At 68.0% G+C, this 26,424-nt stretch carries 20 protein-coding genes and 1 pseudogene; 11 read left to right on the forward strand and 10 right to left on the reverse strand.

Going from position 1 to position 26,424, the window contains the following annotated elements:
- Window positions 1-49: 49 nt before the first annotated feature.
- Complete coding sequence (locus WS75_RS15465; protein ID WP_059681260.1) at window positions 50-4,249, reverse strand: YhdP family phospholipid transporter; 4,200 nt, start codon at window positions 4,247-4,249, stop codon at window positions 50-52.
- A gap of 228 nt (window positions 4,250-4,477) precedes the next feature.
- On the opposite strand from WS75_RS15465, the gene glnE reads away from it, so the two are divergent.
- Window positions 4,478-7,279, forward strand: a complete 2,802-nt coding sequence (glnE, locus tag WS75_RS15470; RefSeq protein WP_059681261.1) for a bifunctional [glutamate--ammonia ligase]-adenylyl-L-tyrosine phosphorylase/[glutamate--ammonia-ligase] adenylyltransferase — start codon at window positions 4,478-4,480, stop codon at window positions 7,277-7,279.
- Window positions 7,280-7,407: 128 nt separating this feature from the next.
- Here glnE and recN read toward each other — a convergent pair whose 3' ends face one another.
- Both recN and WS75_RS15480 read right to left on the reverse strand, forming a co-directional pair.
- On the reverse strand, window positions 7,408-9,057 hold the full coding sequence (gene recN / locus WS75_RS15475) for a DNA repair protein RecN (RefSeq protein WP_059681262.1): 1,650 nt from the start codon (window positions 9,055-9,057) through the stop codon (window positions 7,408-7,410).
- A 19-nt stretch (window positions 9,058-9,076) separates the two neighbouring features.
- Window positions 9,077-9,979, reverse strand: coding sequence for an NAD kinase (locus WS75_RS15480; RefSeq protein ID WP_059681263.1), 903 nt, complete (start codon window positions 9,977-9,979; stop codon window positions 9,077-9,079).
- A gap of 131 nt (window positions 9,980-10,110) precedes the next feature.
- On the opposite strand from WS75_RS15480, the gene hrcA reads away from it, so the two are divergent.
- The 3 genes from hrcA to WS75_RS15495 all read left to right on the forward strand — a co-directional run bounded on the left by hrcA (window position 10,111) and on the right by WS75_RS15495 (window position 12,749).
- Window positions 10,111-11,133 (forward strand): heat-inducible transcriptional repressor HrcA, encoded by a 1,023-nt coding sequence (hrcA, locus tag WS75_RS15485; protein WP_011544637.1) that lies wholly within the window; start codon window positions 10,111-10,113, stop codon window positions 11,131-11,133.
- A gap of 138 nt (window positions 11,134-11,271) precedes the next feature.
- Window positions 11,272-12,336 carry a ferrochelatase gene (hemH, locus tag WS75_RS15490; protein ID WP_059681264.1) on the forward strand — a complete coding sequence of 355 codons (1,065 nt, stop codon included), beginning with the start codon at window positions 11,272-11,274 and terminating at the stop codon, window positions 12,334-12,336.
- 5 nt (window positions 12,337-12,341) lie between these two features.
- Window positions 12,342-12,749: an RNA-binding S4 domain-containing protein gene (locus WS75_RS15495; RefSeq protein WP_059681265.1), complete on the forward strand. Its 408-nt coding sequence runs from the start codon at window positions 12,342-12,344 to the stop codon at window positions 12,747-12,749.
- Here WS75_RS15495 and WS75_RS34145 read toward each other — a convergent pair.
- Window positions 12,721-12,882 carry a hypothetical protein gene (locus WS75_RS34145; RefSeq protein ID WP_179948916.1) on the reverse strand — a complete coding sequence of 54 codons (162 nt, stop codon included), beginning with the start codon at window positions 12,880-12,882 and terminating at the stop codon, window positions 12,721-12,723. The genes WS75_RS15495 and WS75_RS34145 overlap by 29 nt on opposite strands.
- A gap of 351 nt (window positions 12,883-13,233) precedes the next feature.
- Between WS75_RS34145 and grpE the strand changes: the two genes are divergently transcribed.
- From grpE to WS75_RS15520, 5 genes are all read left to right on the forward strand, one after another.
- Complete coding sequence (gene grpE, locus WS75_RS15500; protein WP_059681266.1) at window positions 13,234-13,779, forward strand: nucleotide exchange factor GrpE; 546 nt, start codon at window positions 13,234-13,236, stop codon at window positions 13,777-13,779.
- A gap of 10 nt (window positions 13,780-13,789) precedes the next feature.
- On the forward strand, window positions 13,790-14,230 hold the full coding sequence (locus WS75_RS15505) for a thioredoxin family protein (RefSeq protein WP_059681267.1): 441 nt from the start codon (window positions 13,790-13,792) through the stop codon (window positions 14,228-14,230).
- A 147-nt stretch (window positions 14,231-14,377) separates the two neighbouring features.
- Window positions 14,378-16,330: a molecular chaperone DnaK gene (gene dnaK, locus WS75_RS15510; protein WP_059681268.1), complete on the forward strand. Its 1,953-nt coding sequence runs from the start codon at window positions 14,378-14,380 to the stop codon at window positions 16,328-16,330.
- 253 nt (window positions 16,331-16,583) lie between these two features.
- A complete protein-coding gene (gene dnaJ / locus WS75_RS15515) occupies window positions 16,584-17,720 on the forward strand; it encodes a molecular chaperone DnaJ (protein WP_014898006.1) in 1,137 nt (378 codons plus the stop codon).
- 4 nt (window positions 17,721-17,724) lie between these two features.
- The gene (locus WS75_RS15520; protein WP_059681269.1) at window positions 17,725-19,644 is read left to right on the forward strand and encodes a chorismate-binding protein; all 1,920 of its coding nucleotides are present in this window, start codon (window positions 17,725-17,727) and stop codon (window positions 19,642-19,644) included.
- A gap of 136 nt (window positions 19,645-19,780) precedes the next feature.
- Here WS75_RS15520 and panB read toward each other — a convergent pair whose 3' ends face one another.
- The 6 genes from panB to hda are packed head-to-tail and all read right to left on the reverse strand — an operon-like array spanning window position 19,781 to window position 24,870.
- Window positions 19,781-20,596 (reverse strand): 3-methyl-2-oxobutanoate hydroxymethyltransferase, encoded by an 816-nt coding sequence (gene panB / locus WS75_RS15525; protein ID WP_059681270.1) that lies wholly within the window; start codon window positions 20,594-20,596, stop codon window positions 19,781-19,783.
- A 45-nt stretch (window positions 20,597-20,641) separates the two neighbouring features.
- Window positions 20,642-21,328, reverse strand: coding sequence for a deoxynucleoside kinase (locus WS75_RS15530; protein WP_059681271.1), 687 nt, complete (start codon window positions 21,326-21,328; stop codon window positions 20,642-20,644).
- The gene (gene folK, locus WS75_RS15535; protein ID WP_059681272.1) at window positions 21,325-21,867 is read right to left on the reverse strand and encodes a 2-amino-4-hydroxy-6-hydroxymethyldihydropteridine diphosphokinase; all 543 of its coding nucleotides are present in this window, start codon (window positions 21,865-21,867) and stop codon (window positions 21,325-21,327) included. The genes WS75_RS15530 and folK overlap by 4 nt, the downstream gene beginning before the upstream one ends.
- Before the next feature lie 35 nt (window positions 21,868-21,902).
- Window positions 21,903-23,441, reverse strand: coding sequence for a polynucleotide adenylyltransferase PcnB (pcnB, locus tag WS75_RS15540; protein WP_059681273.1), 1,539 nt, complete (start codon window positions 23,439-23,441; stop codon window positions 21,903-21,905).
- A gap of 5 nt (window positions 23,442-23,446) precedes the next feature.
- Window positions 23,447-24,124 carry an HAD family hydrolase gene (locus WS75_RS15545; RefSeq protein ID WP_059681274.1) on the reverse strand — a complete coding sequence of 226 codons (678 nt, stop codon included), beginning with the start codon at window positions 24,122-24,124 and terminating at the stop codon, window positions 23,447-23,449.
- An 11-nt stretch (window positions 24,125-24,135) separates the two neighbouring features.
- Window positions 24,136-24,870, reverse strand: a complete 735-nt coding sequence (gene hda, locus WS75_RS15550) for a DnaA regulatory inactivator Hda (RefSeq protein WP_059681275.1) — start codon at window positions 24,868-24,870, stop codon at window positions 24,136-24,138.
- Window positions 24,871-25,117: 247 nt separating this feature from the next.
- Here hda and purM point away from each other — a divergent pair, with 247 nt between their 5' ends.
- Window positions 25,118-26,173, forward strand: coding sequence for a phosphoribosylformylglycinamidine cyclo-ligase (gene purM, locus WS75_RS15555; RefSeq protein WP_059608307.1), 1,056 nt, complete (start codon window positions 25,118-25,120; stop codon window positions 26,171-26,173).
- Window positions 26,174-26,269: 96 nt separating this feature from the next.
- Window positions 26,270-26,407: pseudogene (locus WS75_RS32180) on the forward strand (DUF4440 domain-containing protein); the annotation flags it as partial.
- Window positions 26,408-26,424: the final 17 nt, after the last annotated feature.

The raw sequence follows: 26,424 nt of genomic DNA on the forward strand, positions 1-26,424 counted from the left end.
CTGGATCGATTGCGTCATAAATGGGGTGCGGCCCGGCACCCTGCGCGCGTCAGTGGCTCGTCGCATCGGCCGGACCGTGATTCATCTTACCCTGATCGCCTCGCACCCGCTCGATGTGCGGATGCGCCCACGAGCCGGTGATCGCGTAGTCGAGCGCGAACGCGTGCGACAGCGTCTCCGACAGCGCGTAGTTCGCCGCCAGCACGCCGACGCCGAGCAGCGGATTGATGATCGCGGCCGCGATCGCGGCCGTGCCGGCGCCGATCTTCGGCGCGACGTGCGCGTGCAGGTCCTGCGTCTCGGTGCCGAGGTCGACCGCGCCGCGCACGGTCACGTTCGCCGGCGCAGTCGTCATCGAAAAGTCGTCGGTGCGAGCGATCCCGTTCGAGATCCGGCTGGTGCCCGTGATCTTGTCGAACGGCAGTCCCTTGCCGATCACGTCGCGGAAATTCAGCGTCAGGAAGCGCGCGAGACTCTGCAGGCTCAGCACGCCGAGCAGTTTCGCGGCGCCCGGATCGACCTTCAGGATCTGGCCGTGCTCCAGGTCGAGCGCGATCTGGCCGCCGAGCGTCGGCAGATCGACCGCGGTCGGGCCGCCGCGCCAGCCGACCTTGCCGGTCACCGAGCCGTGGCCGTCCGCCAGCGTGCGCGGCAGGCCGACGAGGTCGAGCAGCGCGCCCGCGTTGCCGACGTCGAGCTTGAAGTCGAACACGCTGCGGCGCGGTGCATCGTTTTCGTCGACGCCGCGTGCCAGCGCGCGGCGCGACGTGCGCCAGTTGCCGGTCGCCGTCAGCTTTGCGGCCGGGTTCGCCAGCTCGAGCTTGTCGAGCTGCCACACCGGCACGCCGTCTTCCTCGATGTTGCGTGCATTGACGACGAGCCGGCCGATGTCGTGATCGCGTGCAACGACCTGGTCGACGATCAGGTCGACCGACGGCATCGGCCGGTCGGTCGGCGTCGGCAGGTTCATCGCGCGGCCGACGAGGTCGTGCTGCGCACTCTGCGGAATCACGAGCTTCGCGAGCCGCGCGTTCAGCACGCCCGCGCCGTTGTGGCCGCCGCCCGGCGCCCACGACAGGTAGCCCGAGACCTGGTTCGACGCGATGTTCGCCTGCCACAACTCGTCGATGTGCGACGCGCCGATGATCACGTTTTCCCAGTTGCGCTTGAGCAGCTTCAGCGTGCCGAAGTGGAGCGCGAAGCGTTTCGGCGTGAAGCTCGCGACGTCGATGCGCGACGCGGCTTGCGGTTCCGGCGCGCGCGGCGTGTCGTGCTGGAGCGTGCGGGCCAGTGCGAGCCAGGCGTCGGCGTCGAGTTCGTCGACGTCGACGGCAGCGCTCACGCCGTCCTGCGGCAGGTCGGGCATCCGGTGGATGCCCATCGCGCCGCGCACCGCGCGCAGCGGCTGGCCGGGTGTCGCGTCGAGCAGGTAGGTGGCGGACACGGGGCCGAGCGTCAGGTCGGCATGCTCGAGGCGCTTGCCGCCCGCCTGGGCGGCCGGCTGCAGCGTGAAGCGGAACGGCATCGGCGTGCCGGCCGGTTTCGCGAACGGCGCCGGGAAGTTCAACGCGACGCCCGTCAGGTCGGAACGCGCGGTGACCTCCGGCAGGCGGCCCGGCGCGCCGCGCACGGCGAGCTGGTACGGCGCGTCGCCGACCACGTGCTCGAGCAGCGCCGCAGCCGTGCCGCGCAGGTTCAGGCCGCGCGCGGCGTCGAGCGCGAGCTTGCCGTCGACGTCCACCGCGTACGGGCCGTGCGACTGGAAGTTGCCGTTCGCGCGCACCGGGCCGCCGAGGAAGCGCCCCGACAGGTCGTGCAGCGATGCGCCAGCCTCGGAGAAGCGCACGCTGCCGCGCAGCGCGGACAGCGGCGGCACGCCGTCAGTCGACAGCGTGTTGCCGCCGAACGCGAGTGCGCCTTCGACGTGGGTATGCGGATGCGGAACGTGCTGCGGAATCGTGATCTTGAGCGCGAGCGCCGCAGGCCCCTGCGCATCGATCCGCTGGCCGATGTGCCCGCTCATCGCGCCGAGCGAGCTGTTGTCCGCGTAGTCGATCAGGTCCGCGAGCGGGCCATGCGCATGGCCGTCGATGATGAGCGGCGACGTCGACGGGTTGCCGAGATCGTCGATCCGGCCGGCGACCTTCGTCAGCGCGACGCGCTTGTAGTGCGCGCGCGCGATGTCGAAGCGCAGCTTGTTCTGCGCGAGCTCGAACACGCCGTCGATCCCGTCGAGTGCGGGCCAGACGCTCGGCGTGCCGTTCGCGAGCTTGCGCGGGGGGTACGGCGTCGGCTCGAAGCGGCCGCCGGTGAACGGCGCGACGATATGGAACACGCCGGCATCCGGCTCGTGTTCGAACGGGAATTTCTCGAGCGGGCCGCGGGCGACGATCGACGCGCCCTTGGACACCTGGCCGTCCTGCAGCGCATGGCCGAGATAGTTGCGCAGGTGCTCGGACATCCCGGTCGGCAGGTAGCGCGGAATGCGCGCCACCGACGCGCGCGCGAATTCCGCGCGCAGGTCGAGCGAGCCGCGGCCGTGGCCGGGGTTCGTGTACGAGCCCGACACCGCGATTTCCGCATCGGGATTCGCGACGAACAGGTCCGGCAACGTCACGTCGACGCGCGCGTGCTTTTCGCCCGGCGCCGGCGTGATCACCCATTTCGCGTTGCCGCGCAGCCGGTCGAAGGTCAGGCGCGGCTCGTCGAATTCGCCGGGCACCGTGACTGCCGCGTTGACCGCGTCGAAGTGCGCGGCGCCGCCCCTCTCGTTCGCGTCGACGCGGCCCCACAGGTTCTCGACGCCCGGCCAGCCGGCGCGCGGATGGCCACGCGGCGAGAGGCCGGGGGGCGGCTCCTGCGCGGCGAAGCTGATGCCCTGCAGGTCGCCGAGGAAGCGGTAGCGGACGATCGGTGCGGCGCCGGTGCGACGCTCTTCGTCGGCGAGCTCGGCCCGCGCCGGCTTCGCGCGTTCGACCTCGATGTGATAATTCGACACCATCCCGCGCGGGTCGAGCTTGATCAGTTCGTTGCGCAGCCGCGCCGGCAGCGGCAGCCCGCGGATGAACTCGCTGAGGATGCCGAGATCGACGCGGTCGCCGACGACGCTCAGGAGCTGCCCCTGGTCGGCGGCCGGCACGCGGTAGCGGGCGGTCAGCGTCGACAGCGCGAGCGAGCGGGCGAGCGGCGTGCCGTCCGGCAGCGGCGGCTGCCCGAGCTCCGCGTTGAAGCGCGTCAGGTGCAGCGTGTAGTCGCGGCCGGTGTCCAGCGCCATGTCCCAGCCGAAGCCGACCGTCGGCACGTCGAGGAGCGGCTGGGTCGGCCGCACGCGCAGCACGACGTCGGCGCCCTGCAGGTCGCCGCCGGCGGAGCGCAGGTGGCCGTTCTGGAAGGTCGCCCAGATTGCGTTGTCGATGCGGCCCGCGTGGATCGTGAGCGGTATGTCGAGATAGCGGCCGAGCGTCTGCAGGTCGACGGGGCCGGTCGACAGATATGCGTCACCGGTCCAGTTCGTCGGCTTGCCGATCGGCGCGAGCGGCTTGTGCCGGAAGCGCGCGCGGAAATCGAGCGGGCCGAGCAGCAGGGTGCCGTTCGCGGGCGCCTGAAGCGCGGCCTTGTGCTCGCGGCCGTTGTTGAGCACCGCGAGGCGGATGCCGGACAGCGCGAGCTCCGGTGCATCGTGCTGCGCGTCGCGCCAGCGCAGCGTGCCGTTGCGCAGCACGATCGCTTCCTGCTTCAGCAGCCAGGTGCCGAACGTGTCGTTGCCGCCATGGGTGGTCGCGACGCCGACGCCCGCGATGCTCAGCGAGCCGTCGGCCGCGCGCGCGACGACGAGGTCCGGATGGTCGACGATCAGGCTCGACAGCGCGGGCGACAGCCGCAGCAGCGACAACCACGACAGCGCGGCCGTCGCGTGCGGGACCAACAGCGCGATCTGGCCGTCACGGCCGCGAATGGTGAGGTTGGCGACTTCGACACCCGGCTGCATGCCGGACCAGTGGGGGGACAGTTTGCCGATCGAGAGCTGCGCGTGGAGCTTGTCGGACACCGCGCGCTCGATGCGCGGGCGAAATTCGTCGATGCGCGGCAGCACCACGTAGCGCAGCCCGAGGAACGCGCCGGCCGCGACGAAGTACGTGCCGATCCCGACTGCCAGCGTCACCCTGAACACGTGACGCAGGACTGGATGATCGTGCTTCGGAGGTCCCGCTTCGGGCTCAGCTAAGGCGGATTCCTGACGGTCGGACATGCGGCGGAAGGGCGGCGATATGGTAGTTTTGCAGACTGACGTTGAAATGTATCACAGGGGTTCGTGCCGGCGGCCGTTGCGGCAGCGCGGCACGGGCTTTCCGGCGCGCGGTTTTCGCGGCGGCGCATCCGCGTCGCGACACCGCGCCGAGTCCACGGGGCCTGTCGGCGGCGGGGCGCGCAAGCGTTCTCCCGCGGCGGCGGGCCCGACCGCCAGGCCCGCTTTTCGATGACCGACGCTTCCGCCCTGATCAGCCAGTCCTACTCCCGCTATATCGCCCGCGCGGCCGCCGCGCGTCCCGCGCTGTCCGACCAGATCGCCGCGTGGGCCGCCGCGCCGCTCGCCCGGGCGCAGCTCGACGCGCGCCTGACCGAACTGCTCGCATCGCCGGCCGGCGCGGCCGCGCCGGGCGACGAGCAACTGAAGCGGGCGCTGCGGCAGTTGCGTGTCGAGGTGTTCGGCGCGGTCGCGGAGCGCGACCTGCGCGGCGTCGCGGACGTCGCCGAGGTGACGGGCGCGATGACCGATCTCGCCGAGGTGGCCGTGCAGCGCTCGCTCACGCTGCTGTCGGCCGAACTCGAGGCGATGTACGGCGAGCCGCGCGGCGCCGACGGCCAGCGCGTCGTGCTGGGCGTGGTCGGGATGGGCAAGCTCGGCGGCCGCGAGCTGAACGTGTCGTCCGACATCGACCTGATCTTCGTCTACGAGGACGACGGCGAGACGGCCGGCGGCACGCGCTCGCCGCTGTCTACCCAGGAATACTTCACGCGGCTCGGCCGGCGCCTGATCGGCGTGCTGTCCGAAGTCACGGCCGACGGCTACGTGTTTCGCGTCGACATGCGGCTGCGCCCGAACGGCGATTCGGGGCCGCTCGTGTGCAGCCTCGGGATGCTCGAGGAATATTTCTACGTGCAGGGGCGCGAATGGGAGCGCTACGCGTGGATCAAGGGGCGGCTCGTGTCGGAAGGGGACAGCGACGCGGCGCAGCGGCTCGCGTCGCAGCTCGAATCGATCGTCAAGCCGTTCGTGTACCGCCGCTATCTCGACTTCGGTGTGATCGGGGCGATCCGTTCGCTGCACCAGCAGATTCGCCAGGAAGCCGCGCGCCGCGCGTCGATGCGGCCCGACAAGGCCGATGACATCAAGCTCGGGCGCGGCGGGATCCGCGAGATCGAGTTCAGCGCGCAGGTGTTCCAGTTGATCCGCGGCGGCCAGGATGCGGAATTCCGCGTACGGCCGACGCTCGCGGTGCTGCGCCATGCGCAGGCGCGCGGGCTGATCGGCGAGGACGTGCGCGAGCGCCTGACCGACGCCTACAACTTCCTGCGCACGCTCGAGCATCGGCTGCAGTACCGCGACGACGCGCAGACGCACGCGATGCCGGTCGATCCGGCCGAGCGCGCGGCGTTGGCCGCGTCGCTCGGCTTTGCCGACTACGCGGCGCTGATGACGGTGCTCGACGGCTACCGCACCTTCGTCGAGGCGCAGTTCGACCAGATCTTTGCCGACAAGGTGAGCGGCGGCCCCTGCGCGGGGGGCGAGGACACCACCGCGTCGTGGATCTGGAGCGGGGCGCTCGCCGACGACGGCGAAGACGACGCGCTGCGCGCGCGCCTCGACGGGCTGGGCTTCACCGATCCGGCGACCGTGCTCGCGCGGCTGCGCGCGATCTGGCAGTCGTCGCGCTACTCGGGCCTGCCGGAAAAGAGCCGGCAACGGTTCGACAGCGTTGCGCAGCGCGCGCTCGAGGCTGCGCCGCGGATCGACGCCGCGCGCCGCGACGAGACCATCGTGCGGCTGTTCGACCTGCTCGAGACGGTCAGCCGGCGCGGCGTCTATCTCGCGCTGCTGACCGAGTATCCCGCCGCGCTCGATCGCGTGCTGTCGGTGCTCGGCGCGACGCGCTGGGGCGGCGGCTACCTGATCCGCCATCCACAACTGCTCGACGAACTGCTCGACGACGAAGCGATCGCGAGCCCGTTCGACTGGCCCGCGTTCAAGGACGCCTTGCGTGCGCGCCTCGCGGCCGCCGACGGCCCCGAGCAGCAGATGGACCTGCTGCGGCATGCGCAGCACGCGGAGGTGTTCCGCATCCTGCTGATCGATCTGGCGGGCCAGCTGTCGGTCGAGCACGTGAGCGATCGCCTCTCGGAACTCGCCGACGCCGTGCTCGACGTGACGATCGAGGTTGTCTGGTCGCAGCTCGCGAAGCGCCACCGTGACGTGCCGAAGTTCGCGGTGATCGCTTACGGCAAGCTCGGCGGCAAGGAGCTCGGCTACGCGTCGGATCTCGACCTGATTTTCCTGTACGACGACCCCGACGAGCGCTCGGCGGATGTCTACACAACGTTTACACGACGGCTGATCACGTGGCTCACGACCGCGACCGGCGCCGGCGCGCTGTTCGACATCGACCTGCGGCTGCGGCCGAACGGCGAGGCCGGACTGCTCGTGACCGATCTCGACGCGTTCCGCCGCTACCAGCTGCGCGAGGGCGACGCGGCGAACACCGCGTGGGTGTGGGAGCACCAGGCGCTGACGCGCGCCCGCTACAGCGCGGGCGACACGCAGATCGGCGCCGACTTCGAGGCGATCCGCCAGCAGGTGCTGACGACGCCGCGCGACGGGGCGGTGCTTGCGAAGGAGATCGTCGACATGCGCGGCAAGGTGTTCGCCGGCCACCCGAACCAGACCGAGCTGTTCGACCTGAAGCACGATCGCGGCGGGATGGTCGACATCGAGTTCATCGTCCAGTACTGGGTGCTGCTGCATGCGTCGAGTGATGCCGAGCTGATCCGCAATACCGGCAACATCGCGCTGCTGCGCGAGGTCGCCCGATTCGGGCTGATGGGCGAGGACGAAGCCGAGCGTGTCGGCGCCGCGTACCGCAAGTACCGGAAGCTGCAACACAAGCTGCGGCTCGACGGGATGGAAAAGGCGCGGGTCGATCCGGCGCTGGTGGCCGACGAGCGGGCAGCCGTGACGGCGCTGTGGGAGCGGGTGTTCGGCGCGGTTGAAACGAGCGTTTGATTCAAACGTTCGAGTCGAACGTTCGGATCACCGGAGCAGGGCGGGCGCGATCGGGCGGCCGCTGCTGCCGATGAAAAGAGACCGACGCATGCGCCGGTCTCTTTTCATTCTGGGGACGGGTGGCCGCGTCAGGCCGCCAGCATTTCCTTCGCGTGCTTGCGCGTCGTCGCGGTGATCTCGAGCCCACCGAGCATCCGGGCGACTTCCTCGACCCGGCTCGCCTTGTCGAGCGGGACGACCGACGAGACGGTGCCGCCGCGGTCGTCGGCACCCTTCGCGACCTGGAAGTGATGGTCGCCGCGCGCGGCGACCTGCGGCAGGTGCGTCACGCACAGTACCTGGCGGTCACGCCCGAGCTGATGCAGCAGGCGGCCGACCACCTCGGCGACGCCGCCGCCGATGCCCGTGTCGACTTCGTCGAAGATCAGCGTCGGCGTCGGGCTGGCGGCACTCGCGATCACCGCGAGCGCAAGGCTGATCCGTGCGAGCTCGCCGCCCGATGCGACTTTCGCGAGCGGCCGCAGTGGCACGCCGGGGTGTCCGGCGACGCGGAATTCGACCTGCTCGAGCCCGTGCGCGCCACCATCGGCGATCGGCACGAGCGCGACTTCGAAGCTGCCGCCCGCCATCGACAGTTCCTGCATACCGGCCGTGACGGCCGTGCCGAGCGCCTTCGCGGCCTGCGCGCGCGCCTTCGACAGGCGTTTCGCGTCAGTGAGATAGGCTTCCCACGCCTTGGCCTGCGCGGCTTCGAGCGCGCCGAGATCGGCGGCTGCGTCGAGCGCGGCGAGCTGCGCGCGGCGTGCCGCATGTTCCTCGTGCAGCCTGTCGGGCGGCAGCCGGAACTTGCGGGCGGTCGAGTGCAGCGCGTCGAGGCGCGTTTCGACCTGCGCGAGCCGGGCCGGGTCGAGATCGAGGCGCTGCGCGTAGTGCGACAGCGAATAGACGGCTTCCTGCAGCTGGATCTCGGCCGGTTCGAGCGATGCGAGCGCATCGCCGAGCCCCGTGTCGTAGTCGGCCAGGCTGCGTAGTTTCGACACGATCGCGCCGAGTTGCGGGAGCATCGCGTCGTCGGCCTCGGACAGCGCGTTGAGCGCGCCCTGCACGCCGGCGATCAGATTCGCCGAATGCGACAGGCGCTTGTGCTCGCTGCCGACTTCGTCCCATTCGCCCGGTTGCGGTGCGAGCTTGTCGAGCTCGGCGAGCTGCCATGCGAGCTTCTCGCGTTCGAGCTGCAGTTCGCGCTCGTGCGCCTTCGCGGCGTCGATCGCCTGCGTCGCGTCGCGCCAGACGCGCCACGCGCGTGCGACGTTCGCGGCATCGGCGACGAGCCCCGCGTGCGTGTCGAACAGCTCGCGCTGCGCATCGGGGCGCATCAGCAACTGGTGCGCGTGCTGGCCGTGGATGTCGACCAGCATCTCGCCGAGCTCGCGCAGCTGCGCAAGCGTCGCGCTGGTGCCGTTGATGAATGCGCGCGAGCGGCCGTTCGCGTCGATCACGCGGCGCAGCATCACGGTGTCCTCAGTGTCGAACGCGTGTTCGTCGAGCCAGTGCGCGACGCGGTCGTGCGGCGTGAATTCTGCGGTGATGTCGGCGCGGCCGCAGCCGGCGCGCACGACGCTCGCGTCGGCGCGTTCGCCGAGCGCGAGGGCGAGGGCGTCGATCAGGATCGATTTGCCGGCGCCGGTTTCGCCGGAAAAGACGGTAAAGCCGCTGTCGAATTCGAGATCGAGCGCGGCGACGATGACGAAGTCGCGGATCGAGAGGTGGCGGAGCATGGTGTCGGGCTCAGGGGCGTCAGAACGCCTTGTCGTCTTCGTTCGATGCGTGTTCGTTCCAGTGCAGCTTCTTGCGCAGCGTCGAGAAATAGCTGTAGCCGACCGGGTGCAGGAACGGCACCGTGTGCTTCGAGCGGCGCACCTCGATCGTGTCGTTCAGTTCGAGCGAGGTGAACGACTGCATGTCGAAATTCACGTTGACGTCACGCCCGGCGACGATCTGGATCGCGATCTTCGAATCGTCGGGCAGCACGATCGGCCGGTTCGACAGCGCGTGCGGCGCGATCGGCACGAGCACGATGCCCTGCAGCTGCGGATGGAGGATCGGGCCGGCCGACGACAGCGCGTACGCGGTCGAGCCCGTCGGCGTGGCGACGATCAGGCCGTCCGAACGCTGGTTGTACATGTACCGGCCGTCGACCGACGCGCGCAGCTCGACCATCCCGGAGAAGCCGCTGCGGTTCACGACGACGTCGTTGAACGCGAGCGCATGGTAGATCGGTTCGCCGTCGCGCACGATCCGGGCCTCGAGCAGCGAGCGCTCCTCGCGCTCGAACTTGCCCGCCAGCATCACGGGGATGCGTGCGTGCATGTCGGCTGCCGCGATGTCCGTGATGAAGCCGAGCCGCCCGTGGTTGATCCCGATCAGCGGTGTCCGGTACGGCGCAAGCTGGCGGCCGATGCCGAGCATCGTGCCGTCGCCGCCCAGCACGACCGCCACGTCCGCACGCGCCCCGATTTCGGCCGGGGTGAGCGCCGGATAGCCGGTGATGCCGAACTCGCGCGCGGTATCGCCTTCGAATACGACCTCGAAGCCCAGCTTCGCTAGGCTGGCAGCCAGGGTGGCGAGCGGCTCGGCGATGCCGGGCGTGTTGCTCCGGCCGACGAGCGCGACAGTGTTGAACTGATTACCGGTTTTCATGCCGGCATTACACCATAGCTCGTTGACGAAAAGAACCGGCTGTGCGACGGCGGGGCCGGATCGGGCCGGCCCGCGCAATGGTGGCCGACGCCACTCGCCGCAGTCGCGCGGTTGCGCTAAAATTTTCCACCATGCTAGATCCTCGCGCACGAACCCTCCTGAAAACCCTGATCGAACGGTATATCGCCGACGGTCAGCCAGTCGGATCGCGCACGTTGTCCCGTTACTCCGGGCTCGAGCTGAGCCCGGCGACGATCCGCAACGTGATGTCCGATCTGGAGGAGCTCGGCCTCGTGTCGAGCCCGCACACGTCGGCCGGCCGCGTGCCGACGCCGCGCGGCTACCGGCTGTTCGTCGACACGATGCTGACGGTCGAGGCGCCGATCGACGCCGAAGCCGTTGCGCGGCAGGTACAGAACACGCTGCAGGCCGGTGAGCCGCAGCAGCGGGTGGTGGCGGCCGCCGCGAGCGTGCTGTCGAACCTGTCGCAGTTTGCGGGTGTCGTGCTGACGCCGCGGCGCAGCCACGTGTTCAAGCAGATCGAGTTCATGCGCCTGTCGGACAAGCGCATCCTGCTGATCATCGTCACGCCCGAGGGCGACGTGCAGAACCGGATGCTCGCGACGCCGCGCGACTACTCGCCGTCGCAACTGACCGAGGCGTCCAATTACATCAACGCGCATTTCGCCGGCCTGTCGTTCGACGAGGTGCGCCGCCGCCTGCGCGACGAGATCGACCAGTTGCGCGGCGACATGACCACGCTGATGCACGCGGCCGTGACGGCCAGCACCGAGGTGCCGGACACCGAGGACACCGTGCTGATTTCCGGCGAGCGCAACCTGCTCGAAGTGGCGGATCTTTCCTCCGACATGGCGCGGCTGCGCAAGCTGTTCGACGTGTTCGACCAAAAGACGGGCCTCCTGCAATTGCTCGACGTGTCGAGCCACGCCCAGGGCGTGCAGATCTTCATCGGCGGCGAATCGACGCTGGTGCCGATCGAGGAAATGAGCGTCGTGACCGCGCCCTACGAGGTGAACGGCCAGATCGTCGGCACGCTCGGCGTGATCGGCCCGACCCGCATGGCGTACAACCGCGTGATCCCGATCGTCGACATCACCGCGCGGCTGCTGTCGCTCACGCTGAGCCAGCAGTAACCCGAACCGATACCGTTCCGCCATCGTGCCGCGACGCCGCGTGCGCTGCCAGTCGGCCGAACGGCCAGCCAACCCGAGCGAGCCGGCCCGCTATAATTGAGGGCCGTCCGACTGCGTGCCCCGAGCACGTTCCTGCCCATGCGTTTCGATCTTGAGCCGCCTTCGAGCGTTGCAGCCGCCCATCGCATCGGCGTGCTGCTGATCAATCTCGGCACGCCCGACGCTCCGACACCGCGCGCGGTGCGGCGCTATCTGGCCGAATTCCTGTCGGATCCCCGCGTCGTCGAAATCCCGCAGGTCGTCTGGCAGATACTGCTGCGCACGCTGATCCTGCCGCTGCGCGGTCGCGCGTCCGCGAAGAAATATGCGGCAGTGTGGATGCCCGAGGGCTCGCCGCTGCGCGTGTACACCGAGCGCCAGACCGAAGGCGTGCGCCACCTGCTCGCATCGAACGGCTACCAGGTGACGGTCGACTACGCGATGCGCTACGGCAGCCCAGGCATTGCGCAGGCACTCGCGCAGTTCAAGTGCGCGGGCGTCGAGCGCGTGCTGCTGATGCCGATGTATCCGCAATACTCGGCGTCCACCACCGCGACCGCATTCGATGCCGCGTTCGCCGCGCTCGCGCGGATGCGCAACCAGCCGGAAGTGCGCACGGTGCGGCAATATGCCGACCATCCGGCCTACATCCACGCGCTGGCCGAGCAGGTGCGTCATTACTGGGCGCAGCACGGCCGGCCCGACTTCGCGGCCGGCGACAAGCTCGTGCTGAGCTTTCACGGGGTGCCGAAACGCACGCTCGACCTGGGCGATCCCTATCATGACCAGTGCCAGCAGACGGGCGCGCTGCTGATGGCCGCGCTCGGGCTGTCGACGCTCGAGTGCCGCGTGACGTTCCAGTCGCGCTTCGGCAAGGCCGAGTGGCTGCAGCCGTACACCGCGCCGACGCTGCGCGAACTCGGCGAGGCCGGCGTGCGGCGGGCCGACGTGTTCTGTCCCGGTTTTACGGCCGATTGTCTGGAGACGATCGAGGAGATCGGGATGGAGGTGCGCGACGAGTTCATCGCGGGCGGCGGCCAGGCCTTCCACCGGATTCCGTGTCTGAACGGCGCGTCCGCGTGGATCGGCGCGGTGGGCGAGATTGTCGCCGAGAATTTGCAGGGCTGGCCGGTAAAGGCCGCTCAGCCCGAAACGGTGAATTGAACGCGATGAACTACAGGATTTCGACGGATCCCGGCGCGAAGCTGCGCATCGACAAATGGCTGTGGGCAGCGCGCTTTTTCAAGACACGCTCGCTCGCGTCCGACGCGGTCGACAAGGGCCACGTGAAGATCGGCGGCGCGGCCGTCAAGCCGGCGAAGGACGTGCGCGTCGGCGACGAGGTCGAGATTGCGATCGATGGTGTCGTCTGGCACATTGCCGTGCTGGGCATTTGCGACGTGCGCGGACCCGCGAGCGTCGCGCAGACGCTTTACGAGGAAACGGAAGCGGGGCGCGTCGCGCGGCTCGCTGAACTGGAGCGGCGCCGCACGTATCGTGAGCCGGCGGCGAATCTGCACGGCCGGCCGACCAAGCGCGACCGGCGCATCATCGACAGATTTTCTGGTGGGAGCTGAACATCTGGTCGAAAGTCGCCCGCGCGCTTCCGTATTCGGTCGTGCGGTCGTTCACGGCTCCGGACAGGCAGATGGTGGTGGTGCCGGCGATCAGTACCAGCGCGACCACCGATATGGCAAAGGTCAGTTTCACGGTACTCGCCTCAATGGGACGGTGAATGCAGCGCCAGGTGGATGTCAGGCGGCGGTAAGCTAGGGTAAACGCGCTTTCTCGACGCTTGAGTGGAGTGTAGTGCAGCCCCCTGTGCGGAGCTAGTACCTGCCTGGTAAGCGTTGTTACCGGCCGTTTCGTCCGATCTGGCGACAAATGCACGCAATCGCGCGGGGTGCGGCGTGGTTGTTTCGCGGTGTTGGCGAATGCCGGCGAATAACCCTCTTGAATTCGCAGTTTTCGCCCTTATTTGCACCACCAATGTGCGGTGTCGCCGGCATACGGTCCGGCGGTTGCCGATTTGGCTTCAACCTCTAATCGACTTTCAGCGACATGGAAAACACGCAAGAGAACCCGGCTACCCAATCGGCCGAAGACATCGGCAGCGAGAAGCAGGCGGCGCAAGGCGCTGCTCCCGCCGCCGAAGCAGCCGACGCTGCGCTCGCGGAGGCTCAAGCCAAGGTCGCCGAGCTGCAGGAGAGCTACCTCCGGGCGAAGGCCGAGACCGAGAACGTCCGCCGCCGTGCGCAGGAAGACGTCTCGAAGGCGCACAAGTTTGCGATCGAGGGTTTCGCGGAGCACCTGCTGCCCGTGCTGGACAGCCTCGAGGCCGCCGTCAGCGATACGTCCGGCGACATCACGAAGGTGCGCGAAGGCGTCGAGCTGACGCTGCGCCAGCTGACGAGCGCGCTCGAGAAGGGCCGCGTCGTCGCGATCAACCCGGTCGGCGAGAAGTTCGATCCGCATCAGCACCAGGCGATTTCGATGGTGCCGGCCGATCAGGAGCCGAATACCGTCGTGACCGTCCTCCAGAAGGGTTACACGATCGCGGACCGCGTGCTGCGCCCGGCGCTCGTCACGGTCGCCCAGCCGAAGTAAGGCTGCCGCGATGGTTCCCGCCGGCGTCGATCCGGCCGCGTTTGAAGCGTTCGACATGCAGGCGCTGGCGGCCGACACGTTCGACGCCGCGATCGCCGGCGCCGGCGATGCACTCGCCGTGGTGTTCTTCTGGGGCGTCGACTGCTTCAACTGCGAGATCGCGAAGAAGGCGATGCTCGCCCAGACGGACGCGATGCGCGCGCTGGACCTGAAGTGGTTCCATTGCAACGTGTACGAACATCATGAGCTGGGGCGCCGCTTCGGCCTGCACGGCGTGCCGACGTGGTTCTTTTTCCACCGCGGCAAGCGGCTCGGCCGCGCGACCGGCTGGCATGGCCTCGCGCAGTTCCAGGCGGCGGTGTCGGCGGCGCGCGCGAAGGTCGCCGCGGCGGCAGGCGCGCAGTCGGCCCGCGACGACGGTTCGCACGATCCGGCTACCGGCATCGATTGAAAAAATTTAATATCCGCATCGCTTGGCGGGTCTTGAAAACGGATCGGCCGGACGCATTTCGGGAACAGAGTTGAATTCTGGCGCGCGAAACCGCCCAAAAACGCGGGGTTTCGCGCAGCAAACAAGCATTTCTGGAGATTAGGAAAAATGGGAAAGATCATCGGTATTGACCTCGGCACCACGAACTCGTGCGTCGCCATCATGGAAGGCAACCAGGTCAAGGTCATCGAGAACTCGGAAGGCACGCGCACCACGCCGTCGATCATCGCCTACATGGACGACAACGAAGTGCTCGTCGGCGCACCGGCCAAGCGTCAGTCGGTGACCAACCCGAAGAACACGCTGTTCGCGGTGAAGCGCCTGATCGGCCGCCGCTTCGAAGAGAAGGAAGTCCAGAAGGACATCGGCCTGATGCCGTATGCGATCATCAAGGCCGACAACGGCGACGCATGGGTCGAAGCGCACGGCGAGAAGCTGGCGCCGCCGCAGGTTTCGGCAGAAGTGCTGCGCAAGATGAAGAAGACGGCCGAAGACTACCTCGGCGAGCCGGTCACGGAAGCCGTGATCACGGTGCCGGCGTACTTCAACGACAGCCAGCGTCAGGCAACCAAGGACGCCGGCCGCATCGCGGGCCTCGAAGTCAAGCGGATCATCAACGAGCCGACCGCGGCTGCGCTCGCGTTCGGCCTCGACAAGGCCGAGAAGGGCGACCGCAAGATCGCCGTGTATGACCTCGGCGGCGGCACGTTCGACGTGTCGATCATCGAGATCGCGGACGTCGACGGCGAAATGCAGTTCGAAGTGCTGTCGACCAACGGCGACACGTTCCTCGGCGGCGAGGACTTCGACCAGCGCATCATCGATTACATCATCGGCGAGTTCAAGAAGGAGCAGGGTGTCGACCTGTCGAAGGACGTGCTCGCGCTGCAGCGCCTGAAGGAAGCCGCTGAAAAGGCGAAGATCGAGCTGTCGTCGAGCCAGCAGACCGAAATCAACCTGCCGTACATCACGGCCGACGCATCGGGTCCGAAGCACTTGAACCTGAAGATTACCCGCGCGAAGCTGGAAGCGCTGGTCGAGGATCTGGTCGAGCGCACGATCGAACCGTGCCGCATCGCGATCAAGGACGCAGGCGTCAAGGTGTCGGACATCGACGACGTGATCCTGGTCGGCGGCCAGACCCGCATGCCGAAGGTGCAGGAGAAGGTGAAGGAGTTCTTCGGCAAGGATCCGCGCCGTGACGTGAACCCGGACGAAGCCGTCGCAGTCGGCGCGGCGATCCAGGGCCAGGTCCTGTCGGGCGACCGCAAGGACGTGCTGCTGCTCGACGTGACCCCGCTGTCGCTCGGCATCGAGACGCTCGGCGGCGTGATGACGAAGATGATCAACAAGAACACGACGATCCCGACGAAGCACTCGCAGGTGTATTCGACGGCGGACGACAACCAGTCGGCCGTGACGATCAAGGTGTTCCAGGGCGAACGCGAGATGGCGGCAGGCAACAAGCTGCTCGGCGAGTTCAACCTCGAAGGCATCCCGCCGGCGCCGCGCGGCGTGCCGCAGATCGAAGTGACCTTCGACATCGACGCGAACGGCATCCTGCACGTCGGCGCGAAGGACAAGGCGACCGGCAAGGAAAACAAGATCACGATCAAGGCGAACTCGGGCCTGTCCGAAGCTGAAATCGACCAGATGATCAAGGACGCGGAAGCGAACGCAGCGGAAGACCACAAGCTGCGCGAGCTGGCCGATTCGCGCAACCAGGGCGACGCGCTGGTCCACAGCACGAAGAAGGCGCTCACCGAGTACGGCGACAAGCTGGACGCGGGCGAGAAGGAAAAGATCGAGGCGGCGCTGAAGTCGCTCGAGGACGTGCTGAAGGATACGTCGGCCGACAAGGCGGCGATCGACGCGAAGGTCGAGGAAGTCGGTCAGGCGTCGCAGAAGCTCGGCGAAAAGATGTACGCCGACATGCAGGCGCAGCAGGCCGGTGCGGCCGGTGCGGCGGGTGCAGCGGAAGGCGCGGCCCACGCGGGCAGTGCGCAGCAGGCTGCGGACGACGTCGTCGACGCCGAGTTCAAGGAAGTAAAGAAGGACTGAGCCGGGTTGCCATGGCACCGCACGCCGCGCGCGACACGCGCGCGGCGCGGCTGAACAGCGGTCTGTCTTTCCTTCCGGATGGCCGGATCGACTCCACGCCTGGCGGGCTTCGCGGCCCTCCGGGCACATTTGTTTTTTGGCGGGTGCTGCGCGAGCCGTCCGCGGACGGCGCAGCGCCAGACGAGTCGAGAGACTTTACTGCGGGCGAAAGGAGCCGCCGCGTGCGTGACGCGCGACGGCACAGCGAATCGATATGGCGAAACGGGATTACTACGAGGTTCTGGGCGTCGCGAAGAATGCGAGCGACGACGAAATCAAGAAGGCGTATCGCAAGCTTGCGATGAAGTATCACCCTGACCGCAATCCGGACAGCAAGGATGCGGAAGAGCATTTCAAGGAAGTGAAGGAAGCCTATGAAATGCTGTCGGACGACCAGAAGCGCGCGGCGTACGACCAGTACGGCCACGCGGGCGTCGATCCGAACATGGGCGGTGCGGGCGGACAGGGTTTCGGCGGCTTCGCGGATGCGTTCGGCGACATCTTCGGCGACATCTTCGGTCAGGCCGCGGGCGGCGCCGCGCGTGGCGGCCGCGGCGGTCCGCAGGTGTATCGCGGTGCCGACCTGCGCTACAGCATGGAAATCACGCTCGAGCAGGCCGCGCACGGCTACGACACGCAGATCCGCGTGCCGAGCTGGGTTTCATGCGAAGTCTGTCACGGGTCGGGCGCGAAGCCTGGCACGAAGCCGGAAACCTGCCCGACTTGCCACGGCCAGGGCACGGTGCGCATGTCGCAGGGCTTCTTCAGCATCCAGCAGACCTGCCCGAAGTGTCACGGCACCGGCACCTACATCCCGGAGCCGTGCGTGCACTGCCACGGGTCGGGCAAGGTGAAGGAAACCAAGACGCTCGAAGTGAAGATCCCGGCCGGCATCGACGACGGGATGCGGATCCGCTCGGCCGGCAACGGCGAGCCTGGCATCAACGGCGGGCCGCCGGGCGACCTGTACGTCGAGATCCACATCAAGCCGCACTCGGTGTTCGAGCGCGACGGCGACGATCTCCACTGCCAGATGCCGATCCCGTTCACGACCGCCGCACTCGGCGGCGAGATCGAGGTGCCGACGCTGGCCGGCCGTGCGTCGTTCCCGGTGCCGGAAGGCACGCAGTCGGGCAAGACGTTCCGCCTGCGCGGCAAGGGGATCAAGGGTCTGCGTTCGAGCATCGCGGGCGATCTGTACGTACACGTGCAGGTCGAGACGCCCGTGAAGCTGACCGACCAGCAGCGCGACCTGCTCAAGCAGTTCGAGAAGTCGCTGGCCGAGGGCGGTGCGCGTCACAGTCCGCAGAGCAAGAGCTGGTTCGACCGGGTGAAGAGCTTCTTCGAGTGACGGCATGACTGAAGGCAACGAGAGCGCGTCGTTCGCGCTCTTGGACGATTGCGACTCGACCGCGTCCACGCGGTCGAGTCGTTTGTATTCCGGTTTCGTGCGCGAACGCGTGTGTACGGATCCGGCACGACTCGACGAGCTCGATGCGGCGGTGGCGCAGGACCTGCGCGACGGGCTGCATGCGGTCGTCGTCGGCGATTACGAATTCGGACGCAATCTTGAAAGAGCGCAGCCGGGCCATGCCCCGCTGCGCTTTTTGCTGTATGCGCGCTGCGAGCGCCTGTCGCGCGACGAAGTCGATGCGTGGCTCGCGCAGCAGGACGGCGGCGGCCCGCCGTCGATCGCGGGCGTCGCGCATGTCGCGAAGAGCGTGTCGCGCGACGCGTTCGACGCGGCGATCGCCGCGGTGCACGACGCGCTGCGCGCGGGCGATTCGTACCAGATCAACTACACGTATCGGCTGAATTTCGACATGTTCGGCACGCCGCTCGCGCTGTACCGGCGGCTGCGCGCACGTCAGCCCGTGCGTTATGGCGCGCTGATCGCGCTGCCCGACAGTACGTGGGTCGTGTCGTGCTCGCCGGAGCTGTTCGTCGAGAAGCACGGCGACGTGCTGCGCGCGCGGCCGATGAAAGGCACCGCGCCGCGCTCGGCCGATCCGCGCGACGACGCGGCGGCCGCCGCATTCCTCGCGAACGATCCGAAGAACCGCGCGGAAAACGTGATGATCGTCGACCTGCTGCGCAACGACGTGTCGCGGATCGCGCGCACGGGCACGGTCAGGGTGCCGGCGCTGTTCTCGGTCGAGTCGTACGCGTCGGTTTGGCAGATGACGTCGACGGTCGAGGCCGGCTGGCGCGACGGCACCACGTTCGCGCAGATGCTGCGTGCGCTGTTTCCATGCGGATCGATCACCGGTGCGCCGAAGCACAAGACGATGGAACTGATCGACGCGATCGAGTCGACGCCGCGCGGGCTCTATACGGGCGCGATCGGCTGGCTCGACGCGCCGAAGGAACGGGCATCGGCAAGCGATGCGTCGCCCGGCGATACGATCGGCTGCGGCGATTTCTGCCTGTCGGTCGCAATCCGGACGCTGACGCTCGAGGCGGCCGATGTCGATGCTGCCACAACGATCGACACGCGCGACGCGGCAGCGGCCGCTGCCGGCCGGCGACGCGGCACGATGGGGGTCGGCGCGGGCATCGTGCTCGACAGCGTCGCCGCCGACGAATATGCGGAGTGCGAATTGAAAGCGCGATTCCTGACCGACGCCGATCCCGGCTTCCAGTTGTTCGAAACCGCCGCCGCGACGCGTGCGGACGGCATCCGGCATCTCGAGCGCCATCTCGCGCGGCTGCGGCGCAGCGCGGATGCATTCGGCTTCCGCTTCGACGTCAATGCGTTGCGCCGCGAGATCGACGCGCGCTGCGCGGCGCTCGACGGCGACGGCCCGTACCGGATGAAGCTCGCGCTCGCGAAGGACGGCACGATCGACATCATCGCCGCGACGATGAAACCGCTTCCCGCCGGGCCGGTCGGCGTGATGCTCGCGTCCGCGCACGGGTTCGCACCGACCCGCTCGGACGACGCGCTGCTGCTGCACAAGACGACGCGCCGTGCCGAATACGACCGCGCATGGCAGGCGGCGGAGGCGCTCGGCGGCTTCGACATGCTGTTTGTCAACGAGCGCGGCGAGGTGACGGAAGGCGGGCGCTCGAACCTGTTCGTGAAGCTCGACGGCCAGTGGGTGACCCCGCCGCTGTCGAGCGGTGTGCTGCCGGGCGTGATGCGCGGCGTGCTGCTCGACGACCGCACATTCGGCGCCCAGGAGCGCATCGTCACGCTCGACGATCTGGCGCGCGCCGAGGCGCTGCTGCTGACCAATGCACTGCGCGGCGCGCTCGATGCGGTATTGAAATGACGCGATGAACGACTGGGCTGTGTGCCCGGGGAGCCGAGACCGCTGATCTTCGGCAACACCGCATCCAAAGAAAAAGCGCGGCGCCCCGCAAAGGGTGCCGCGCTTTTTTTCGTATCGAACGGGCGCCGGCCGCGCGTCAGAACGAGTGTTCCGGGCCCGGGAACGAGCCGTCCTTCACCGCGCTCACGTACGCCTCGACGGCCGCCTGGATGTTCGGCTGGCCCTGCATGAAATCCTTCACGAAACGCGGGCGCTTGCCGGGGAAAATGCCGAGCATGTCGTGCAGCACCAGCACCTGGCCCGAGCATTCGAGGCCCGCGCCGATGCCGATCGTCGGGATTTTCAGCATGTGCGTGACTTCGGACGCGACGAGCGTCGGCACCGCTTCGAGCACCACGAGCTGCGCGCCCGCGTCCTCGATCGCGCGCGCATCGCGCAGCAACTGCGCGGCGCCAGCTTCCGTGCGGCCCTGCACCTTGAAGCCGCCGAACGCATGCACCGACTGCGGCGTGAGGCCGAGGTGCGCGCATACCGGCACCGAGCGCTCAACGAGGAAGCGGATCGTGTCGGCGAGCCATTCACCGCCTTCGAGCTTGACCATCTGCGCGCCGGCGCGCATCAGCGTGACGGCGTTCGCGAACGCCTCGGCCGGCGTGCCGTACGTGCCGAACGGCAGATCGGCGACGACGAGCGCGCGCGGCTGCGCACGCGCGACGCATGCGGTGTGGTACGCGATGTCGTCGATCGACACGGGGAGCGTGGTGGTGTGGCCCTGCAGCACGTTGCCGAGCGAGTCGCCGATCAGCAGCACGTCGGTGCCGGCGCGATCGAGCAGCGCGGAAAAGCTCGCGTCGTAGCAGGTGAGCATCGCGATCTTCTCGCCGGCTTCGCGCATTGCCTGCAGCTTGGGCACAGTGACGGCAGGCCGGCTCGATTCCTGGAGATAGGTCATGGGGAAATCCGGTTCGATGGGGGAGGAACGACAGGCGAGGACGCGTCAGCGCGTCGTTTCGCCCTTGACGAAGAATTCCTTGCGGCCGCGCATCGTGTCGATGCGCTCGATCAGCAGCGCGAGGTCTTCGGGGGAGTCTTGCGGGTTCAGGTGTTCGGCCGCGACCGTGAGTACCGGCGTTCGGTCGTAGTGATAGAAGAATTCGTTGTACGCATCGACGAGCGAGCGCAGGTACGCGTCGCTGATCTGCAGCTCCATCGGCAACCCGCGCTTCTGGATGCGCGAGAACAGCACCTCGGGGCTCGCCTGCAGATAGACGACGAGATCGGGCGCGGGGGCTTGCGGGACGTCGAGGTGCGTCGCGATCGACCGGTACAACTGCCATTCGTCTTCCGGCAGGTTCAGCCGCGCGAAGATGTCGTTCTTCTGCGGCATGAAATCGGCGACGACGGGCCGGCCCGTATCGAGCGCGCCGATCAGTTCGCGCGCCTGCTGCGCGCGCTGCAGCGCGAACGCCAACTGCGCGGGCAGCGCGTAGCGCGCGGTGTCGCGATAGAAGCGTTCGAGGAACGGGTTGTCCTGCGGGCGCTCGAGCAGCGTCTGCATCGACCAGCGCTCGGCGAAGAGGCGCGCGAGCGTCGTCTTGCCGACGCCGATCGGCCCTTCGATCACCAGATAGCGATGCGGGGCGCGCAGGTCGGGCGCGGTGACGGTCAGCGGAGTGATGTTCATCGGCAGCGGTTCTTGTCGGCGTCAGCGCCGGCGGCAAGGGCCTTCTGCATCAGGCATTGACAGGTCTGCACCTTCTCGACGCGCTGATCCGCGACAGAGGCGAGGTACGAATCGGCGCGGCCGCGCGCGGGGATGTCGAGCGCCGGCTCGATCTCGACGAGCGGCACGAGCGCGAATGCGCGATCGGTGAGGCGCGGATGCGGGACGATCAGGTCGGGTTCGTCGATCGAATCGGAGCCGAACAGCAGGATGTCGAGGTCGAGCGTGCGCGGCGCGTTGCGATACGGGCGCTCGCGCCCGAAGTGATGTTCGATCTTCTGGCAGAGCGCGAGCAGCTCACGGGCCGACAGCGTCGTGTCGAGCTTGACGACGCAGTTGTAGTAATCGTCGCCGCCCGCTTCGAAGGGCGCCGTGCGATACAGGCTCGATTTGCCGAGGATCGAGATGGTGCGCTGCTGCGCGAGGCACACCACCGCGTCCTTCAGGGTCTGGCGCGCATCGCCGAGATTCGCCCCCAGTCCGATATATGCAACCGTCATGGCATCACTTCCTACGTCGTTCGCCGGCGAGCGCGTCAGTCGTCGGAACCGCCCGCGGTGTCCGGCGCCTGCTCGGCGGCGCCTTCGTCCGGCTTGCGGTTTCGCGCACCGCCGCGGCGGCGCCGCTTGCGGGGCGATTTTTCCTTCGAGCCGCCTTGCGTGAGGAGTGCCTCGCGCGCGGCCGCGTCGCCTTCGATGAAATCCGTCCACCACTGTCCGACTTCCGCATCGAGCTCGCCGGATTCGCAGCGTAACAGGAGGAAATCATACCCCGCTCTAAACCTTTGGTGTTCCAGCAGCCGCATCGCGCTGCGGCCCGAGCGTTTTTCGAGGCGCAGCTGCAGGCCCCAGATCTCGCGCATGTCGGCCGAGTAGCGCTTGTGGATCGCGAGTTTCTCGGTCTGCATGTCGATCACGTCGTCCATCGCGCGATGGAGCGCCGGCACCGGGAATTCGCCTTCCGCCGTGTATTGCTCGAAGCGCTGGCGCATGTCGTGCCACAGCAGCGTCGCGAACAGGAAGCCCGGCGATACCGTCTTGCCGGCGCGCACGCGCGCGTCGGTGTTGTTCAGCGCGAGCGTGATGAACTTCTCGCCCTGCGGTTGTTCGAGCACGACGTCGAGGAGCGGCAGCAGCCCGTGGTGCAGGCCCTCCTTGCGCAGCCGCTGCAGGCACGCGAGCGCGTGGCCCGACAGCAGCAGCTTCAGCATTTCGTCGAACAGGCGCGCGGCCGGCACGTTGTTGATGAGGTCGGCGAGCGCCTTGATCGGTTCGCGCGTGTGCGGCTCGATCTCGAAGCCGAGTTTCGCCGCGAACCGCACGACACGCAGCATCCGCACCGGATCCTCGCGGAAGCGCGTGGCCGGGTCGCCGATCATCCGCAGCAGGCGGGCGCGCATGTCGGCCATCCCGTCGTGGTAGTCGAGCACCGTCTGCGTCGACGGATCGTAGTACATCGCGTTGATCGTGAAGTCGCGGCGCGCGGCGTCTTCGTGCTGTTCGCCCCACACGTTGTCGCGCAGCACGCGGCCGCTGGCGTCGACCGCGTGCGTGCGGCGATCGAGTTCGTCGCGCTTCAGGCGCTTCGGCGGCTCGGCCGACGCGGCAGCCTCGGGCGGCGCATCGACCAGTGCGCGGAACGTCGACACCTCGATCAGTTCCTGGCCGAACTGCACGTGGACGATCTGGAAGCGGCGGCCGATCAGGCGCGCGCGGCGGAACAGGCGCTGGACTTCGGTCGGCGTCGCGTCGGTCGCGACGTCGAAGTCCTTCGGCGCGATGCCGAGCAGCAGGTCGCGCACCGCGCCGCCGACGATGAATGCGCGAAAGCCCGCCTGCTGCAGCGTGTCGGTCACGCGGACGGCGTTGCGCGAGATCAGTGACGGATCGATCTGGTGCACGCTGGCCGGCACGACGGTCGGTTCGTGATTGCTGCGCGGCTTCTTGGCGCCGCCGCCGCGGCTACCCTTCGCGGGGCGCTGGGCAGGGGCCGTGTCGGCGGCGGGCGCCTCGGCGGGTGACGTTTGTTCGGCGCCGTCCTGGCCGAGCAGCTTGCGAATGAATTTTTTGATCACGACGTTCAGAAGAGATCGAGGATGCGCCAGCCGCGTGCGCTTGCATGCGCACGCAACGTGTCGTCGGGGTTGGTCGCGATCGGGTCGGTGACTTTCTCGAGCAACGGGATGTCGTTGTGCGAGTCGCTGTAGAAGTAGCTGTGCTCGAAGTCGTCCCAGTGCTTGCCGAGCGACGCGAGCCATGCTTCGGTGCGCACGATCTTGCCTTCGCGATAGCTCGGCGTGCCGGTCGGCCGGCCCGTGTACGGCGAATCGGGATGCCCGTCGGTCGTTTCGACCTCGCACGCGATCAGCGTGTCGACGCCGAACGCGGTCGCGATCGGACGCGTGATGAATTCGTTGGTGGCCGTCACGACGCAGCACAGATCGCCGGCATCGATGTGCTTGCGCACGAGTTCGAGCGCGGCGGGCGTCATCGCGGGGCGGATCACCTCGTGCATGTACTGCTCGTGCCATGCGGCGAGCTGCGCGCGCGAATACTTCGCGAGCGGCGTGAGCATCGCGCACAGGTACGCATGGATGTCGAGCTTGCCGGCCTTGTAGTCGGCGAAGAACTGATCGTTCTGACGCGAGAAGCTTTCCGCGTCGACGATGCCGAGCTTCACCATGAAGCGGCCCCATTCGTGGTCGCTATCGGTCGGGATCAGCGTGTGATCGAGGTCAAAGAGTGCCAGATTAGTCATGGATGCGCATTTTACTCGAAGCGGTTCGGGCCTGTGCCCGGCGGTGCGATGTCGTCGCCGGGGCGGGCCAGCATCCGGCGCAGCAGCGGCAGCGTGACGGCGCGCTTCTGCTCGAGCGAGAAGCGGTCGAGCGCGTCGAGCAGCGCCATCAGGCTCGGCATGTCGCGGCGGAAATGGGTCAGCAGGTAGGCGGCGATGTCGTCGGTGAGCGCGATCCCGCGCTCTTTCGCCGCGAGCTTCAGCACGGCGATCTTGCCGGCATCGGACGGCGGCGACAGGTGAAACACGAGCCCCCAGCCGAGGCGCGTGCGCAGATCCTCGCGCACGTCGAGCGCGAGCGGCGCCGCCGGGCCCGCCGCGACGAACGCGCTCGACGGGTGCGCGCGGACCTCGTTGAACAGGTTGAACAGCGCGACCTGCTGCGTGTCGTTCATCCGGTCGCAGTCGTCGATCGCGTAGATGCCGATGCGCGCGTCGAACGTGAACGCGCCGAGCGGGCTTTGCGGCGTCAGGTAGCGCGCGTTGCCGTACGAAGCGTCGCTCACGAGCGCCTGCAGCAGATGGGTGCGGCCGCTGCCGGGCTCGCCCCAGATATAGAACGACCGGTCCGGCACGGGCCCCGCCGCGAGCGCGAGGTCGAGCTTCTGGAGCCGCGAGATGAGCTCGTCGTTCTCCTCATTCATGATGAAGTTGTCGAACGTGGCGGGCGGCGGCGTGCCGAGATCGAGCGTCAGTTGACGGGACACAACAGTCACAATGCGGGTCGGTTGATGAAACGCGCGCCGTACGCCGGGCGCGCGCGGGGGGCTGCTCCGGTGCCTGCACACGCGGCCGCACGCACGGCGGCGCGCGGGTTTCGGCGCGGCTCGCGTAGCGATGAAAACGGGGACGTGTCGAGCAAGATGCAATCCCTGACGATTCGGTGCTGGGAATTCCGGCCAACGGGCCGGCTTCGGGTAAAATCGCATTTTACCGACCTTCTCGCATTCCCCCATGAATCCTCCGAAATCCGCTCCCGACGCTCAGGGTCTGTCCTACCGCGACGCAGGCGTCGACATCGACGCAGGCGACGCGCTCATCGACAAGATCAAGCCTTTTGCGAAGAAAACCCTGCGCGACGGCGTGCTCGGCGGCATCGGCGGGTTCGGCGCGCTGTTCGAAGTGCCGAAGAAGTACAAGGAGCCCGTGCTCGTGTCGGGCACCGACGGCGTGGGCACCAAGCTCAAGCTGGCCTTTCATCTGAACAAACACGACACCGTCGGCCAGGATCTGGTGGCGATGAGCGTGAACGACATCCTCGTGCAGGGTGCCGAGCCGCTGTTCTTCCTCGACTACTTCGCGTGCGGCAAGCTCGACGTCGACACGGCCGCAACGGTCGTCAAGGGCATCGCGCACGGCTGCGAACTGTCGGGCTGCGCGCTGATCGGCGGCGAGACGGCCGAAATGCCGGGCATGTACCCGGACGGCGAATACGACCTGGCCGGTTTCGCGGTCGGCGCGGTCGAGAAGAGCAAGATCATCGACGGCAGCACGATCGCCGAAGGCGACGTGGTGCTCGGCCTTGCCTCGAGCGGCATCCACTCGAACGGCTTCTCGCTCGTGCGCAAGATCATCGAGCGCGCGAACCCCGACCTGTCGGCCGATTTCCACGGCCGCTCGCTGGCCGACACGCTGATGGCGCCCACGCGCATCTACGTGAAGCCGCTGCTCGCGCTGATGCAGAAGCTGCCGGTGAAGGGCATGGCCCACATCACCGGTGGCGGCCTCGTCGAGAACATTCCGCGCGTGCTGCGCGATGGCCTCACGGCCGAGCTCGACCAGAACGCGTGGCCGCTCCCGCCGCTGTTCAAGTGGCTGCAGGAGCACGGCGGCGTCGCCGACGCCGAAATGCACCGCGTGTTCAACTGCGGGATCGGGATGGCCGTGATCGTCGCGGCGGCCGATGCCGACGCGGCCATCGCCGACCTGACCGCCGCCGGCGAACAGGTGTGGAAGATCGGCACCGTGCGTGCCAGCCGCGAAGGCGAGGCGCAGACGGTCGTGGTCTGACGCACCGCACGCAAGATGCAGCAAGGAAAGCCGCCCGGAGTCGATCCGGGCGGCTTTTTTTCTGGCGTGGCCTGGCGTATCGGCGGGCCGCCGCCTAACTTCATCGAGATCGATGTGACGCCGCCGGGCGGTGACGCCGTGCGCCGCTCCGGCCATACGCTGACGATCTTCCGCAAGCAGGATGGCCGATGGCCGCTCGCGCGGGACGCGAATCTCGTCATGCTCGCACACTGAGCGGGGCAGGGGCATCA

The organism is Burkholderia sp. FL-7-2-10-S1-D7 (assembly GCF_001524185.1).
Classification (GTDB): domain Bacteria; phylum Pseudomonadota; class Gammaproteobacteria; order Burkholderiales; family Burkholderiaceae; genus Burkholderia; species Burkholderia diffusa.